The sequence below is a fragment of the Streptomyces sp. NPDC002926 genome, assembly GCF_053591755.1.
The window spans coordinates 1-15,833 of sequence record NZ_JBSFUK010000053.1 but is presented as its reverse complement, the minus strand read 5'-3'; the positions used below and the strand labels follow the sequence as shown (position 1 = coordinate 15,833).

Annotated in this window: 17 protein-coding genes; 11 read left to right on the top strand and 6 right to left on the bottom strand. The window is 68.9% G+C overall.

Annotation, left to right across the window (positions count from 1 at the left end; genetic code table 11):
* The 3 genes from ACWDZ6_RS32375 to ACWDZ6_RS32365 all read right to left on the bottom strand — a co-directional run.
* A partial coding sequence (locus ACWDZ6_RS32375) for a DEAD/DEAH box helicase (RefSeq protein WP_366734878.1) occupies positions 1-364 on the bottom strand: 364 nt, incomplete at its 3' end.
* A gap of 353 nt (positions 365-717) precedes the next feature.
* Positions 718-921 carry a cold-shock protein gene (locus ACWDZ6_RS32370; protein ID WP_069775160.1) on the bottom strand — a complete coding sequence of 68 codons (204 nt, stop codon included), beginning with the start codon at positions 919-921 and terminating at the stop codon, positions 718-720.
* Positions 922-1,353: 432 nt separating this feature from the next.
* Positions 1,354-1,701, bottom strand: coding sequence for a MerR family transcriptional regulator (locus tag ACWDZ6_RS32365; protein ID WP_351453531.1), 348 nt, complete (start codon positions 1,699-1,701; stop codon positions 1,354-1,356).
* Positions 1,702-2,455: 754 nt separating this feature from the next.
* On the opposite strand from ACWDZ6_RS32365, the gene ACWDZ6_RS32360 reads away from it, so the two are divergent.
* The 3 genes from ACWDZ6_RS32360 to ACWDZ6_RS32350 all read left to right on the top strand — a co-directional run bounded on the left by ACWDZ6_RS32360 (position 2,456) and on the right by ACWDZ6_RS32350 (position 6,139).
* Positions 2,456-2,857 carry a YciI family protein gene (locus ACWDZ6_RS32360; RefSeq protein WP_389188291.1) on the top strand — a complete coding sequence of 134 codons (402 nt, stop codon included), beginning with the start codon at positions 2,456-2,458 and terminating at the stop codon, positions 2,855-2,857.
* A 3-nt stretch (positions 2,858-2,860) separates the two neighbouring features.
* Positions 2,861-4,165: an RNA polymerase sigma factor gene (locus ACWDZ6_RS32355; RefSeq protein ID WP_451505678.1), complete on the top strand. Its 1,305-nt coding sequence runs from the start codon at positions 2,861-2,863 to the stop codon at positions 4,163-4,165.
* 282 nt (positions 4,166-4,447) lie between these two features.
* A complete protein-coding gene (locus ACWDZ6_RS32350) occupies positions 4,448-6,139 on the top strand; it encodes a ricin-type beta-trefoil lectin domain protein (RefSeq protein ID WP_451505676.1) in 1,692 nt (563 codons plus the stop codon).
* A 154-nt stretch (positions 6,140-6,293) separates the two neighbouring features.
* Here ACWDZ6_RS32350 and ACWDZ6_RS32345 read toward each other — a convergent pair whose 3' ends face one another.
* Positions 6,294-7,175, bottom strand: coding sequence for a diacylglycerol/lipid kinase family protein (locus ACWDZ6_RS32345; protein WP_451505675.1), 882 nt, complete (start codon positions 7,173-7,175; stop codon positions 6,294-6,296).
* A 29-nt stretch (positions 7,176-7,204) separates the two neighbouring features.
* Complete coding sequence (locus ACWDZ6_RS32340; RefSeq protein WP_451505674.1) at positions 7,205-8,800, bottom strand: FAD-binding oxidoreductase; 1,596 nt, start codon at positions 8,798-8,800, stop codon at positions 7,205-7,207.
* Between the two features lie 69 nt (positions 8,801-8,869).
* Here ACWDZ6_RS32340 and ACWDZ6_RS32335 point away from each other — a divergent pair, with 69 nt between their 5' ends.
* The gene (locus ACWDZ6_RS32335) at positions 8,870-9,469 is read left to right on the top strand and encodes a TetR/AcrR family transcriptional regulator (protein WP_366734883.1); all 600 of its coding nucleotides are present in this window, start codon (positions 8,870-8,872) and stop codon (positions 9,467-9,469) included.
* Complete coding sequence (locus ACWDZ6_RS32330) at positions 9,466-11,022, top strand: glycerol-3-phosphate dehydrogenase/oxidase (RefSeq protein ID WP_451505673.1); 1,557 nt, start codon at positions 9,466-9,468, stop codon at positions 11,020-11,022. The genes ACWDZ6_RS32335 and ACWDZ6_RS32330 overlap by 4 nt, the downstream gene beginning before the upstream one ends.
* Positions 11,023-11,095: 73 nt before the next feature.
* Here ACWDZ6_RS32330 and ACWDZ6_RS32325 read toward each other — a convergent pair whose 3' ends face one another.
* Complete coding sequence (locus ACWDZ6_RS32325) at positions 11,096-11,476, bottom strand: hypothetical protein (protein ID WP_451505677.1); 381 nt, start codon at positions 11,474-11,476, stop codon at positions 11,096-11,098.
* Positions 11,477-11,800: 324 nt separating this feature from the next.
* Between ACWDZ6_RS32325 and ACWDZ6_RS32320 the strand changes: the two genes are divergently transcribed.
* The 6 genes from ACWDZ6_RS32320 to ACWDZ6_RS32295 all read left to right on the top strand — a co-directional run.
* Positions 11,801-12,253, top strand: a complete 453-nt coding sequence (locus tag ACWDZ6_RS32320) for an Asp23/Gls24 family envelope stress response protein (RefSeq protein ID WP_451505672.1) — start codon at positions 11,801-11,803, stop codon at positions 12,251-12,253.
* 594 nt (positions 12,254-12,847) lie between these two features.
* On the top strand, positions 12,848-13,276 hold the full coding sequence (locus tag ACWDZ6_RS32315; RefSeq protein WP_451505671.1) for a hypothetical protein: 429 nt from the start codon (positions 12,848-12,850) through the stop codon (positions 13,274-13,276).
* Positions 13,270-13,503 (top strand): helix-turn-helix transcriptional regulator, encoded by a 234-nt coding sequence (locus ACWDZ6_RS32310; protein WP_351453557.1) that lies wholly within the window; start codon positions 13,270-13,272, stop codon positions 13,501-13,503. The genes ACWDZ6_RS32315 and ACWDZ6_RS32310 overlap by 7 nt, the downstream gene beginning before the upstream one ends.
* A complete protein-coding gene (locus tag ACWDZ6_RS32305) occupies positions 13,500-14,471 on the top strand; it encodes an NAD(P)-dependent alcohol dehydrogenase (protein ID WP_451505670.1) in 972 nt (323 codons plus the stop codon). Before ACWDZ6_RS32310 ends, ACWDZ6_RS32305 begins: the two co-directional genes overlap by 4 nt.
* 398 nt (positions 14,472-14,869) lie before the next feature.
* Positions 14,870-15,163 carry a YkvA family protein gene (locus ACWDZ6_RS32300; protein ID WP_451505669.1) on the top strand — a complete coding sequence of 98 codons (294 nt, stop codon included), beginning with the start codon at positions 14,870-14,872 and terminating at the stop codon, positions 15,161-15,163.
* 178 nt (positions 15,164-15,341) lie between these two features.
* Positions 15,342-15,833: lamin tail domain-containing protein (locus ACWDZ6_RS32295; protein WP_451505668.1), on the top strand; the 492-nt coding region annotated here is incomplete at its 3' end.

Genomic DNA, 15,833 nt, shown 5'->3' with positions numbered 1-15,833 from the left:
AGGCGAGCGTCTTGCCGGAGCCGGTACGTCCGCGGCCCAGAACATCCCGCCCGGCCAGCGTGTTCGGCAGCGTGGCCGCCTGAATCGGGAACGGCACGGTCACACCCTCGGTGCGCAGCGCCGCGAGCAGGGGCGCGGGTATGTCCAGTTCGGCGAAGGCCTCGACGGCGGGCAGCGCCGGGGTGGTGGTGACGGGCAGGGCGAACTCCCCCTGCACTGCGGCGGGACGGCGTCCGTAGCCGCCGGAGCGGTTGCCGGGGCGGCTCTGGCCCTGCGGGCGGAAACGGGCGCCCCGGTCGGAACCGGCGGATCCGCCGGTGCGGGGGTTGGAGTAGCGGTCGTTCGTGCGAGCTGAGCGGTTCATGCAGAACCTTCCTCGATACGGCGCGTATCGAGGGATTCTCAGCAGCAATGAGCGCCACGGAATCGCAAGAACGAGCCGAAGTGAAAGCGGGAACGACGTCCGGCCGCCGACGAAAGAGCGGGGCCGATACGTCAAAATGACTGGCAAACGCCAGAGGGGCTGGGATGCCGAATCATGGGAATCGGGCGGACCTGTGTCAGACGGGTCCCGTGGAGGGTTCGACTGCCGTGCGGTGAGAAAACGCGTATTGCCTCTCGCCTCGCGTGATGCGGCCACGGCCGAACCCGGAAAAAGCAACGAGCCGGGGCCCGCACCCCAAGGTGCGGGCCCCAGCTGCGTCGTGCTTGTCAGCGTCAGGCGGGAACGATGTTCTCGGCCTGCGGGCCCTTCTGGCCCTGAGTGACGTCGAAGTTCACCTTCTGGCCCTCCTGCAGCTCACGGAAGCCCTGGGCGGCGATGTTCGAGTAGTGGGCGAACACGTCAGCGCCGCCACCATCCTGCTCGATGAAGCCGAAACCCTTTTCCGCGTTGAACCACTTCACGGTGCCAGTAGCCATGTCATATCTCCTTCGGGGCAGTGCCCGGAGCCCGCACTGTGCGAGCTCCGCGTCGCCGCGATGATTGCCCCGCCCGGAAACATCCGGAAATACATTAAGTGCTCGCTCCGGCATTAACGCCGGTACGGGCACTTGAAGTCTTTGGGAACCACAACTGCAACTGAGAACAACGGTAGCACGGCGCAAGCGGCCGGGCGCGGCGAGTAATATCACTCCGCCCGCCGCGCCATAAACCCTCATCGCGGATTGCTCGAATATCTGTGTCTGCCGCAATAGATACTCGGGTGAGTGGAGCGCATGGGAGCGGAACGGGCCGGGCGGCCGACGCGCCGCGGGTAGGCGAAGGCGACCTCTTCGCCGCGCCGGTGAACGGCAGGTCTGTCCGGGCGTGTGCCTGGCAGGGGGGCGGGGGTTCGCCGGTGCCCGGAGCGGTCAGGAGCCGGTTGCCCCGCCGGAGTCCGCCGTGGGCCGGCGCAGTTCCTCGTTGATCCGCAGAGCTTCCTCGAGCTGGTCTTCCAGAATGACGATGCGGCAGGCCGCGTCGATCGGTGTCCCGCCGTCGACCAGTTCGCGTGCGCGAGCGGCGATGCGCAGTTGATAGCGGGAGTAGCGGCGATGGCCGCCCTCGGACCGCAGCGGGGTGATGAGACGGGCTTCGCCGACGGCCCGGAGGAAGCCGGGCGTAGCGCCGATCATTTCGGCGGCGCGACCCATGGTGTAGGCGGGGTAGTCGTCGTCATCGAACCGGTCGCTGGTCTGCGGTGAGGCTTCTGGAGTCATTTGCACCTTTTCGGGACGCGTCGAGGGGCCCCGGTGCGTAGACACCGGGGCCCCGAGGGGTATCAACACCATCTGCCGGCGCTGTGCGCTGGCTTTCGTATTCCGCGTGTCCGCCCTTGAGGGTGGAAGTGCGGGGATCGCGGATGCGTGACCGGGGACCACCTTCCAATCGGGGCCTGCGGTACCCGGGCGAACGGGATCCTCGCCCGGGCGATCCTGATGGCGTCTGCTCCTCTCTGTTTGTTCGGGTCGTACTGCTCTGAGAAATGCGGTGTTGCAGGGCGACCCGGGGGCCGCCCGGGCCGACTCCGTAGCGTTTCGCTCACGTCGTCGGCTACGCGAAAAACTCTAACCGTGAGGGCGCGTTATTTCTAGCCCGGACACGGTAGATTTTCCAGGTCCTGGAGAGAAAATATCTTCGCACTGCCGCAGGACTCGAAGCCCCGCCACCGCGTCCGACGTGCTGCTGCCCGGCTGAGGGCAGCACCCGCGGGCCTGCCCCGGCCCACGCCCGGCAGGTCCGGCGCGACGGCGAAACCGGACGACGAAGCTGTCGGTGACGGCGGCACGGTCCGTCCTGCGAACGCAGTCCGGCGGGGGAGCGCCGGCCCTGGCGAAGGTGACCGGCCCGGTGGCCGGACTTGTCCCGTGGAACTTTTTCGGCAGATCCTTGCCGAGGATGTCGAAATCCCGGCGCGTGCTTCTACCTGTCCATGAGACCGCCGACCAGGCGCACGAGCGTGAGGAGCAGGCCATGAAGTACATGCTGCTGATGCAGTTCAGCGAGCAGACAGCGGACTTCCCGTCGATCGGGACCTGGGCGCCGGAGGAGATTCAGGCGCACATCGCGTTCATGCATGACGCGAACAAGAAGATCGCCGACGCGGGGGAGCTCGTTGAGGCACAAGGACTGGCCATGCCGGAACAGGCGCGGATCGTGCGTGCGGGGGAGGGGGGAGCGCCGCTGATCACCGAGGGTCCCTACCCTGAGACCAAGGAGTTCCTGGCGGGCTACTGGATCGTTGACTGTGACAGCCCTGAGCGGGCGTACACGATCGCCGCGCACGTCTCGGCCGCACCCGGCCCGGGCGGTGCTCCGTTGAACATGGCGATCGAGGTGCGCCAGGTGATGTCGGCACCGACCGAGGAGTTGTAGGCACTGGCCGCGACGGATGCGGACGCCCATGGCCTGCTGCGCGAACTGGCGCCGCAGGTCGTGGGTGTGCTCACCCGGCGTTACGGGGACTTCGACGCGGCCGAGGACGCGGTCCAGGAGGCACTGCTGGCCGCCGCGACCCAGTGGCCGGACGAGGGCCTGCCGCGAAATCCGCGGGGCTGGCTGATCCAGGTCGCGAGCCGCCGTATGACCGAGCAGGTGCGCAGCGAACAGGCGCGTCGCCGCCGGGAGGATCTGGCTGCCAGACGGGAGTCCGTCGACCGTCGGTCGGCGCCACCGGCCGATGAGGACCAGGCGCTGGACCGGGACGACACGCTGATCCTTCTGTTCATGTGCTGTCACCCCGCCCTGACGCCCGCGTCGGCGGTGGCTCTCACGCTGCGGTCGGTGGGAGGCCTGACCACGTCCGAGATCGCGCGTGCCTTCATGGTCCCCGAGGCGACGATGGCCCAGCGGATCAGCCGGGCCAAGCAGCGCATCAAGGCCTCCGGGATCCGCTTCCGGATGCCGGACCGCACCGACTGGGCGTCCCGGCTCGATGCCATGCTGTCCGTTCTCTATCTGATCTTCAACGAGGGCTACACCAGCAGCGTCGGCCCCGATCTCCAGCGCGTCGAGCTGTCCCGTGAAGCGATCCGGCTGGCCAGGGCTGTGCACGAGCACCTCCCCGATGACAGCGAGGTCGCCGGACTCCTCGCGCTGATGCTTCTCAATCATGCCCGCAGCCCGGCACGTACGGGCCCGGGTGGCGAACTGATCCCGCTCGCCGAACAGGACCGGAGCCTGTGGGACGCCAGCGCCATCGAGGAGGGCATCGCCCTGGTCACAGCCACCCTGCCCAGGGGCCCCATCGGTCCCTACCAGGTCCAGGCGGCGGTGGCCGCCGTCCATGACGAGGCGAAGAACGTCGAGGAGACCGACTGGCCGCAGATTCTCGCGCTGTACGGCGTGCTGGAACGCATCTCCGCCAATCCTGTGGTCTCACTCAACCGGGCCGTCGCCGCCGCCATGGTCCACGGCCCGGCCGCCGGGCTCGAGATCCTCAAGGCCATCGAGGCCGAGGGCAGCCTGGCAGGACATCACCGGTTGTACGCGGTTCGGGCTCATCTCCTTGAAATGACCGGCGACCGGCAGGCCGCCATCGAGAACTACAGCGCGGCGGCAAACCGTACGACCAGCCTTCCGGAACGACACCACCTCACCATCCGCGCTGCCCAGCTGGCCTCGACGCGCGAGCCGGCCCCGGAAGAGCCTGCACCGCAGGACAGGAACAGCCCTGCGACATGACCGTTCAGTCGATGGGAACCGCGGCCACGGCTCGGCCCCGGGAAGTTGACGGTGCGCCACTTGACGCCTTCAGGGAATGCCGGAGACGTGGCTGCCGCTGACACAACTCCTGCTGGGCAGACACGAACACGTGGTGCGGCCTTCGGCGACGACTTACCCACGGAAACCCCTTTCCCCGCAGATCCGGCTGCTTCACTATGGGCTCTTGTTTCCCACAGGTAACACCGGCGTGCGCCGCCTGGGCAGGTGGGTCGGTCGCGCCGTAGTGAACGAGGAGTCAGGTTGCCAGAACTCCACCAGGTCGGTCCGGATTCCGCGGACGAGAAGCCGGTGTACACCGCCCTGTCGGACGCGGAGCTCACAGAACGCATCCGCGCCGGTGCTCCGCCCGCCTATCCCGCCACCCAGGAGCTCAAGCGCCGCCACCTGCCCGCCGTCCTCAGCTACGCCCGGCTCTGCGCACGCAACCAGGTCGCCGGGAACCAACTGGCCGTCCAGGCCTTCGACCTCGCGGCCCGGGAGGCGTGCCGGGGCATCGAGCCCCGGGGGAACTGGCGTCACCATGTGCTGATGCTTGTCCAGCGGGTGGGTCTCACCTGGGCCGCGAGCGGCCGCCGGCACAGGCTCGAATCCGACTTCGTCGCATGGATCGACGACACTGCCGAGTTCGGCGCGACAGATCTGCCCGAGCCCCAGCGCCTTCGGCTCGAGGCGTCGTCGGCCATGCTCACCGGTTTCTACCGGCTGCCGCAGCTGACGCGGGGCGTCCTCTGGTACGCGGTGGTCGACGAGGAGTCGGACGCCACGGTCGCCACCTTCCTCAGCGTCCAGCCGAATATCGTTCCCGAGCTGCGGGACAAGGCACAGGACGCCATGCGCCAGGCCTATCTCCAGGCGTATCTGGAGCAGAGCGGGGACAGGAAGTGTCTGGGGTTCCGCCGCATCATCGAGGCGGCGGCGCGGCCGGGGGACCGGCGGCGCAGCGGGGATCTGACGATCCATCTGGCGGAATGCCCCAGCTGCACGCGGCTCGTCGCGGAGCTGACGCGGATGGTGGAGAACCCCCGCGCGGTGTTGGCCGAGGGCCTGCTCCGGTGGGGCGGAGCGGCCTACGCTGCGCGCGGTCCGGTGCGCGGACTGCTCGACGCCGTGCCCGCCCCGCCCGACCGGTCGAAGCCCACGGCCGGCATGTCGGCGTTCACCGCCTGGGCGACGTCGCCGCAGGGCGAGGGGGCGCCGCGGAACGGTGTGAGTCGGCTGTCCCGAACGGTCGTACTCGTCCTTGTGGCGGTCGCGACGGCCGTCGTCGCCGGCACTCTCCTGGCGACCGCATCCGAGGGCTCCGCTCCGGCACGCGACCGCGCGGAGCCTCCACTCCGGGATGCCTGGCCCACCGCGGCCGCGGCCGCCCCCGCTCCGTCGGCGAGCCCCACCCGGGAGCCGTCGAAGAAGCCCTCACGCTCGCCCGGCCCCAGCGCCTCGGCCTCTGCCTCCAGTCCTCCGGCTCCCCGTTCTCCGGCGCCCGCTCCGTCGAAGAGCGTCCCGCGCCGGCCGGTGCCGATCGTCCCGGGGGGTGGCTACACCCAGGTCGTCCACGCGGATTCCGGTCTGTGCCTGGACATTGCGAACGGTGTGATGGAGAACCGTACCGATGTCGTCGCCGCCCGCTGCACCGGTGCCCAGACCCAGCAGTGGAGCATGGAGTCCATCGGCCTCCTGCGAAGCAACGCGGACCCCGACTTCTGCCTGGACTCGCGCGGCGATACCGACCGCGGCGTCGGCATCTGGTCCTGCTCCTCCGTCAACGGCAAGAACGGGCTGAATCTGCTTTTCACGATCGACGGATCAGGAGTCATACGCCCCCGGGTCGCGCCGGACTTCGCCCTTGAACTCTCGGGCAGTTCCGAGGGCAGTCTGCTCGACTTCGACCCGGCCGACGGAGACAGCGACCAGCGCTGGACCGCCGGCCGGTAGTGCCGCGGGCCGGGTGCGGTGCGAATCGTCGCGGAGTGTCGTCGCCGTTCCGCAAGCGGATCGGGACCTGCACATCGCCGACACCGTCCACTGAGCGGCCATGGACCTGGGACGTTTCGTCGGCGATGCGCCAGGTGTGCGACCCGGCTCCGCGTCAGCAGAGCATGCTGAGTGCCCCCGGCTGCACTGTTGCCGTCACAGGGAGCGTCGCCTCGATCTCGCCGTCCGCCCCATAGGGGATTTCGCGATCGGCCTCGATGCGGATCTCTTTGCCCCGCAGGATCTCCACCTCCGGACGCTGCAGGTGTGCCCCTGTCTTGAGCTCATTCATGATCGCGAAAAACAGCCGCTTGGGTGCGTGCCGGATGACGACTACGTCCAGCAGGCCGTCGTCGAGCCGGGCGTCGGGGGCGATTTGGCGGCCGAACCCGTAGAAGCGGGAGTTGGCGGCCACGACCGTGTAGCCGCGTCGTTCGTGCAGCACACCGTCCACGGTGATGCGGTAGGAGACAGGCCGCCAGGTCAGCACGGCGCGCATGCCGCCCGCGTAGTACGAGGCGGCGCCCGTCAGCAGCCGGGCGGTGTTGGCGTACTGGTTGGCGACCGCGTCGACGCCCGCGTACACACTGCCCAGTACGCAGGTACCGGGGTGCACCGCAGATTCGACCCGGATGGTGTCGATCGCCCGCGGCGTGCCGTTGAGCAGCAGTTCGGCCAGGCCGGGGGCGTCGGTGGGAAGTCCGAGCGCGCGGGCAAAGTCGTTGCCCCGGCCGGCCGCGACGATGCTGAACACGGCGTCAGTGCCACTGAGTGCCCCGCCGACACAGCCGGCGATCCCGTCGCCGCCCACGGCGAGCACGACGTGCCCACGCTCGCCGGCCTGCTGTGCCACCTCCCGTGCGTGCTCCAGGCTGCGGCTGTACTGGGTGTCGAGCTGTGCCCCGGCCTCCCGCAGGAGGCGGGCCAGCGGGAGCAGGGCCGCTGTACCGCTGGAACCGCCTGCCGTGGGGTTGACGATGGCTGTGAAATGTCGCATGAAGGCGCCTCCGGTCGGCACGGGGCAAGTCAGCGGACGGGGATGAGGACGCCGGGGTTGAGGACTCCGGACGGGTCGATCTCGTTCTTGACGGCCTGCAGGATATGGACTCCGACAGGGCCGATCTCCCGCGTGTACCAGTCGCGATGGTCGGTGCCGACGCCGTGATGGTGGCTGATGGTGCCGCCGGCCGACAGGATCGCGTCGTTGGCGGCCTGTTTCGCCGGGGCCCAGTGGGCGACGGGATCATTCCCCTGCGCCGAGACCACGGTGAAGTACAGGGACGCGCCGTTCTCGTACACATGGGAGATGTGGCACATGACCAGGGGCGGGGTGCCCGCGTCGGTCAGGGTCGTGGTGAGTGCCTGGCGCACGGCGTCGTACAGCGCCGGCAGGCCGGACCAGAAGGTCGCGGTCTCCAGGGTCTCGGCGAACGCGCCGGCGTCCAGCAGCGCGTCACGCAGATACGGGGCGTTGTAGCGGCCGTGGGCCCAGCGTTCGCCCGGTTCCTCGCCGAGGAATTCACCGCCGCAGGCGAGCAGCACCTCCCGGGCCCTGCCGCGCCGGTCCGCAGTGTCCTCAGCGGTGCCCTCGTAGCCGGCGATTGCCATGCAGCCGGCCGACTGCGGGGCATCGGACCCTCCGATGGCGTCCGGCTGTGCGAGGCCGATGAAGGTCTCCGTTTCGTCCGACAGCCGTAGCACGGTGGGCTGCGGACCGTCCTGGGCGAGCTTGCGCAGTGCCAGCGAGCCCGCTTCGAAGGACGGGAAACGCCAGCCCTCGTAGATCCTGGTCTGCGGCACGGGCCGGAGACGTACGGTCACCGAAGTGATGACACCCAGTGCGCCCTCGGAGCCGAGGACCAGCTGGCGCAGGTCCGGGCCGGCCGCCGATCGGGGCGCGCGTCCCAGTTCCAGAGTGCCCTCCGGGGTGGCCACGGTGAGGCCCAGCACCATTTCGTCGAATCGGCCGTAACCGGCCGAGGCCTGGCCGCTGGAACGTGCCGCGGCGAACCCGCCGATCGAGGCCCACTCGTACGACTGCGGGAAGTGGCCGAGGGTGAAGCCCCGTGCATTGAGGAGCGCCTCGCACTCGGGTGCGCGCAGCCCCGGCTGCAGAACGGCGGTGCGGGAGACCTCGTCGAGGGCGAGCAGCTTGTCCAGTCGGCGCAGGTCCAGCGCGATGAAGCAGCGCTGCGGCTCCGGGGCCAGTCCGCCGACGACGGAGGTTCCGCCTCCGAACGGTACTGCGGACACTCCGTGTTCGGCGCAGACGCGCAGCACGGCGAGTACCTCGTCGTGGCTGCCGGGCAGTGCGACGGCTGCCGGGATGTCGTCGACCTCGCCGGCCCTGATGCGCAGCAGGTCGGGGGTGGACTTGCCCCGGGTGTGCCGGATGCGTGCCTCCGCATCGGTACGCAGATGCGCGGCGTCGCCCAGGCAATCGATGAGCGCCTTACGGGTCTCGTCCGTGAGGGGGGACTCAGGAGCGGCGATGCCTTCGATGTGCGCGGGTCCGCTCTCGCTGGGTGTCACGCCGAGCAGGTCGCGCAGCAGACCCACCACCGTGTCGGGCAGCGGGGCCGCCTTGGCCGGGTCGCCCCAGCCGCTCCACAACATGTCCACTTGGATCCTCACCCTCGGTTCTGCCGGTCGTAGTGCCGCACGGCCTGCACTGGTATTACACTGTGACAGATGACGCCCATTCGTCACAACCGTTCGGACGGAGATGCCGTTCTCGACGCGGCACGCGACTGTGTCCTGGCTGTCGGCGTACGCCGCACCACCCTCACCGACGTGGCCCGGCGCGCCGGAGTGTCCCGTATGACGCTCTATCGCCGCTGGCCGGACGTGCGGACCCTGGTCGGCGACGTGATGACCCGGGAGTGGATCGCACTCGCCGTCGGCACGATGCCCGGCCCGGAGCCCGGCGTCCCCACCCGGACCCGGCTCATCGACGGAATGGTCGCCGGAGTCACCGCCTTTCGCGCCCATCCGCTCTTCCGCAAGATCATCGACGTGGACCCCGAGCTACTTCTGCCCTACGTGCTCGACCACCGGGGCACCAGCCAGGACGCGCTGCTGGGGCTCATCACCGGTGCCCTGCGGGAGGGCCACGACGACGGTTCCGTCCGCCGGATGAACACAGATCTTCAGGCCCGCTCGCTGCTGCTCACCGCACAGTCCTTCACGCTCTCGCTGCGCACGATGACCGACGAAACCGACCCCGAACTCACCGAAGCGGCCTTCCTCGAAGAGCTGCGGACCCTTCTGGAGAGGACCCTCACGCCATGAGCAGCTCACGTGGCCGCGCTCCCGCCCCCTCCTCGCTCAGCGCGGCACGCCGACGCCGCGAGCTGGCCGAACTGGCCGACGGCCGCCAGGTCGACGTTCTGGTCATCGGCCTCGGCGCGACAGGCGCCGGAGCCGCACTCGACGCCGCCTCACGCGGACTGACCGTCGCCGCCATCGACGCCCATGACCTCGCCTTCGGGACCTCGCGGTGGAGCTCGAAGCTCATCCACGGCGGACTGCGCTACCTCGCCACAGGCCAGCTGGACGTCGCCCACGAAAGCGCCGTCGAGCGCGGCGTCCTCATGGAACGCACCGCCCCCCACCTGGTCCGGGCGCAGCCGTTCGTCCTGCCGCTCACCCCGCTGGTCTCCCGCCGCCAGGGCGCGCTTGCCTGGGCCGGGTTCAAGGCCGGCGACCTGCTGCGTGCCTCCGCCCATACCTCACGTACGACCCTGCCCGCTCCTCGAACCCTCTCCACGGTGGAGACGCGGCACATGATCCCGGCGCTGCGGCCGACCGGTCTGCGCGGTGGCCTGCTGTCCTGGGACGGCCAGCTCACCGACGACGCGCGCCTGGTGACCGCGATAGCCCGCACAGCGGCCGCGCACGGCGCCCGCATCCTGACCCGCACCCGCGCGCTCTCGCTGACCGGCTCCGGCGCAAGGGCCCGCGACGAACTCACCGGGGAAGAACTCCGGATCCGTGCCCGCACGGTCATCAACGCCACGGGAGTGTGGGCGGGCAGCCTCGTCGATGACGTACGGCTGCGTCCCTCTCGAGGCACGCATGTGGTCCTGCGCTCCGAGGAGATCGGCAGCCTCACCGCCGGTATGCACATCCCCATCCCGGGGGAATCCAACCGGTTCGTGCTCGTCCTGCCGCAGGGCGACGGCCGGGTGTACGTGGGGCTGACCGACGAGCCGATCGACGGCACCATCCCCGATGTACCTGAGGTGCCCGAGACGGACATCGGCTTCCTGCTCGACGTCCTGGGCTCGGCACTCGACGTATCCGTCGGCCGCGATTCGGTGGTGGGCGCATTCGCCGGGCTGCGTCCGCTCCTGGACACCACGACGTCGGACACCGGCCGCACCGCCGACATCTCCCGCAGGCACGCCGTTGTGACGTCGGCCGACGGTGTGGTCACGGTCGTCGGCGGCAAGCTCACCACCTACCGGCGGATGGCCCAGGACGCCGTCGATGCCGCCGTCACCGGGAGTGGTCTGGCCGCCGAACGGTGCCGCACCACCTCGATCCCCCTTGTCGGCGCCGCCCGGCCCGGCACGCTCGCCACGCTTGCCGCGCCCCGACGCCTGGTCCGCCGCTACGGATCCGAAGCCCCGGCCGTCCACGCCCTTGGCCTCGCCGACCCGTCCCTGGCCCTGCCCGTGGTTCCCGGGCACCCGGTCACCGGAGCCGAACTGCTGTGGGCGGTCCGCCACGAGGGAGCCCTCGACGAGTCCGACATTCTCGACCGGCGCACCCGTATCGGCCTCGTCCCGCACGACCGCCGAGCGGCGTGCGAAGCCGCCCGCGACGCACTCGCCCGCTGAGGGCCGTCGCTGTTGCCGCATGGCCGTGGGCAAGCATCGGAAGTGCGGCAACAACGGGGCCGAGAGCGGGCAGTCAGCCGTCGGCGGACCCCCGCGTCATGGGGGGTTCGGCGGGCGTCTCGGGGCGATGCCCGACCTGTCCTCGGGAGCCGGTGCAGATGTACGAAGTCGCCGCCGTGCGCAGGAACCAACGGCCGCTCTGCCACCGCACCATGTCCGACGGCATGCCGAGCCGTGGCGCGCCCGAGGCCTTCAACTCGGCCACGAAGCCCGGCAGTAGAGCGTCCAGCGCGAGCCTGCCGCCCTCGAGCAGTACATGGACGTGCCGGCCCTGGGGTACGTCGGGACGCGGCTCCGGGCCTTCGGGGAAGCGGTCGCGCTCGATGACCGTCACCTTGTCGGCGTGCCCGGCGAGTACGTGTGCCATCAGCATTCCCGCGAGGCTGCCCCCGATGACAACAGCGTGGTGCCCGCCCGCGCTCCGCCGTCAACTACCCCTCGGCCGAGCGTCGTCCACCATGCATCCGCCCCTCGTGGTCAGCGAGTCGATCCAGGACGGAACAGTATTCCGGGCCGGGGTGGATGAGTCACCGGCAGCCGGCCGTGGCTGCTTTCGCCGCAACCACGGATGCGCGCTCCCTCGACCCGGTTCTCCGTTCCGCCGAATGGCGGATGCCAAAGGCCGGGAGCACAGTGGAATGGGGGCCAGGGCGGTGGGGGACCTTTGTCAGGGTCCACTCCGCCGATCGAGGAACCGACTGTGTGCGGAGGATCTCCGATGGCCAGTATCGACCGCCCGGGCGCTACCACTGTGGAGGAGAGCTCCGCCGGGGACAGCGTGCGCGGCAGGACTACGATCGCCGATTCCGTGGTGTCCACTATCGCCGGAATCGCGGTGAGGGACACGTACGGCGTGCATTCCGTAGGCGGCGGGGCCTCCAGAGCGATGGGCGCGGTCCGGGACAAGGTGGCTCGGTCTTCCGACCTCGGTCGCGGTGTCAGAGTTGAGGTCGGGGAGAAGCAGACGGCCATCGATGTCGGCATCGTCGTCGAATACGGCATTCCGATCATGGAGACCGCCAAGAACATCCGCAGCAATGTGACGGACGCCGTGGAGACGATGACCGGTCTGGAAGTCGTCGAGATCAACATAAATGTGCTTGACGTCTACGTGCCAGGCTCCGACGAGGAGGAAGAGGGCGGCAGCGACAAGGGCGTCAGAGTGCGATGAGAGGGCAGGGCGCCCTCCGGGTTGAGAGTGCCGTCCGTCGCGTGGGAGTGCCCGGAAGACATTGACGCGGCCTCAACTGCGGCGAGAGACACGCCAGGGCGGTCAGTTCCAGCGCAGCAATCCTCGGGGTCTCCCCAACTCGCCTTCTCGGCACAGGCGTTGTCGACCCTCGGTGTTTTGTGTACGACCTTGCCCACTCGTGTACGCCCCCCGGGGGCGCCGTCGCGTCGTGCCCCGGTGCCGAATGTGGCGGGCCGCGCAGGCACGCGCTGGTCTGGCTCACGCGCTGGTCCGCCTCGCGCCGACCACCGACCGCCGACCGCCGATCCCGGAACTGGCCTCGCGCCGACCGCCGACCGCCGACCGCCGATCCCGGAACTGGCCTCGCGCCGGCCGTTGATCCCGAACCGGCCTCGCGAGCCGACCCTTGATCCCGAACTGCTCTGTCCCGCCCGGGACTCGGAGCCGCACGTGATCAGCCGGGACCGGTTCCTCGGCCACGGGCGCGCTCCCCGCAGGCGGGCCAGGGGACGATCGCGTCCGGCGATGTTAAGAAACTTTGACATGGTGTCTGTGTTGCTTTACATTCACGGTATGCCATTCGAAGAGAAGAGCGCATGGGTCATGGGGGTGCTCGCGGTCGGTACGTACACGGGCTACCTCGTCGTCATTCTTGGGCGGGCGGGAGACGCCCCCCTCGCCGAGGTGTCCTACAAGGCGGCGCTGCTGTGGGCCCTGGGTATTTCGATCGCAGCGTCGATCGTGATCCATATGGTCATCGGGATGTTCGGTCCGAAGGACGCCCGCAAGAAGGATCAGCGCGACAGGGAGATCAATCGGTTCGGCGAACACATCGGCCAGTCATTCGTCGTCATCGGGGGAGTAGCGGCGCTCGTCATGGCGATGGCCGAGACGGACTACTTCTGGATCGCCAACGCTGTCTATCTGGCGTTCGTGCTGTCGGCGGTCCTCGGTTCCACGGCCAAGATCGTCGCCTATCGCCGAGGCTTTCAGCCATGGTGAAGCCGACCAGGGTCACGAATGCGATCCGGGGCCTCCGGTTCACCCACGGAGAGATGACACAAGCGGAACTGGCAGAACGCATCGGTGTGTCACGCCAGACCGTCATTGCCATCGAACAAGGCAGGTATTCGCCTTCACTCGAAATGGCATTTCAGATCGCCAGGGTGTTCAGCGTCCCGCTCGACACTGTGTTCCAGTACCCGGACAGCGAAGGAAAGACACCATGAAGGCAGTAGTCCGGGAAACGTACCGGTCACCCGATGGCCTGGAACTCAAAGAGATCGACAAGCCGGTTGTCGGCGATGACGACGTTCTCGTACGCGTTCACGCCGCAGGCGTCGACCAGGGCGTCTGGCACCTCGTCACGGGCCTGCCGTACCTCCTTCGCGGCATGGGTTTCGGGCTGCGCAGACCCAAAAACCGTGTCCCGGGTCTGGACGTTGCGGGGAGAGTCGAGGCAGTCGGCCGGAACGTGATCCGGTTCCAGCCCGGTGACGAGGTGTTCGGCACCTGTTCGGGCTCCTACGCCGAGTACGCCTGCGCACGCCAGGACAAGTTCGCGCCCAAGCCGGCGAACGTCACCTTCGCGCAGGCGGCGGCAGTCCCCAGCTCCGCTTTCGCCGCCCTCCAGGGTCTTCGCCGTAGTGCACAGGTCCAGGCGGGGCAGAAGGTGCTGGTCATCGGTGCGGGTGGAGGCGTCGGGACGTTCGCGGTGCAGCTGGCCAAGGAATTCGGCGCGCACGTCACCGGTGTGTGCAGCACGAAGAAGACGGACCTGGTCCGCTCGATCGGCGCCGACGAGGTCATCGACTACACACGCGAGGATTTCGCGGACGGACCGAGCCGCTACGACCTGATACTCGACGCCGCGGGTGGTCGTTCGTTGTCGCACCTCCGGCGTGCTCTCGGTCCTCGGGGAACTCTCGTCGTCGTCGGATCGGAAGAGGGAGGACGGTGGGCCCAGGGCGTGGACCGCGCGCTCCGGGCGGCGTTGCTGTCACCGTTCGTGAGCCAGAAACTGAGGATGCTGGTGTCCACGGAGAATGAGGGGGACCTCCAGTTGTTGGGCAAACTGATCGAGGCCGGAAAACTCACTCCGGTCGTCGACAGGACGTACTCGCTGAGTGAGGTCCCCAAGGCCATTGAGTACTTGAGGGCCGGCCACGCACGCGGCAAGGTCGTCATCACGGTGTGAAGGAGCGCTGCCGCACTCCCCGCCCGGTCGCGCCGCCGAGCATGAGGCGGAGCCACGCTCCACGGTCGGGTACGGGGTGTGAGCCCGTACCGGACCCGCGGTACTCCCGTACCGGACCGGAAGCGCGCAATCAGGTGGCGCCCAGGACGCTGCCGTGCAGCCGTCCTTCCGCGTAGTCGCAGGTGCCTTCCGCCTGGAACCGCAGCGCCGCCCGCGTCGCCTCCGCCCCCAGGCCGTGCAGCTGTTCCGCGACTACCCCCAGCCGCAGAGCGACGGCCTCTCTGCGGCGGAGGTGGTGGCCGTGAACGCATGAGCGACACCCGTCCGACGGTACGCAGGGAGAGCCTCCGCCCAATCGGGGTACCTGTTCTGAGGGGAGGACGGAGATGGGAGAGGCCGTGCATACCGAAATGTGGGTGGCGGTGGCGGCGGTCGCCGCGGTCCTGATCGTGACCACCGTCGTGCTGGCCGGCGTACTCATGGTCAGACTTGTGAGGGCACGGCGGCAGCTGAGGGATGCCGGAATTCCGGTGGAGAACAAGGCGGTCTTCTGGGGTGCCTTGATCTATCTGGTGTGTCCGGTCGATCTGCTGCCCGACCCGGTGCTCCTCGACGACATCGGGTTTCTGCTGCTCGCGCTGCGCTCACTCCAGGCTGCGGCGGAACGAGCCGACGTGGTCCACCGACGCTGACTCTCCGGTCCGACGCCGGGCGGAGTGTGCGGCGACGTGTGTCTGCGACCAGCCGGACAACAGGCCGACGTATCCCGGTTTTTCGAACTCCTGACGTATCGGGCCGGATAGTCCCTATTCTTGGCGTCTTGCCGGGCCCGTTTTTGGGGGGTGCCCGGCCTGACCCCGAGGGATGTTCATGCTCCGTACCCGTTCCATAGCCGCTGTCTCAACCGTCGCGGCCTTCGCCGGCCTCATAGCCCTGCCTTCGCCTGCGCAGGCGGCCGGCTCGGTCCACCTGTACAAGATCTACTACGACAGCCCCGGCTCGGACCGTGGCGCCAACTCGAGCCTGAACGCGGAGTTCGTGCAGATCCGCAACACGACCGGCGCGGCGGTCAGCCTGAAGGGCTGGGTCCTGGTCGATGCGTCCAACCACAAGTACACCTTCGGCACGTACACCCTCGGGAAGGGCAAGACGGTGACGGTGCGCACCGGGAAGGGCACCAATACTGCGGGCAACCGCTACCAGGGGCGTGGGTGGTACGTGTGGAACAACGACAAGGACACCGCCACCCTGAAAAGGGCGAACGGGACGAGGAACTCGCCGTTCTGCGCGCGCAGTTGCCGCCGGGCGTCAACGAGGCGCTGCTGGCACACGAGAAGGCCGGGACGACGGACACCCCCGACT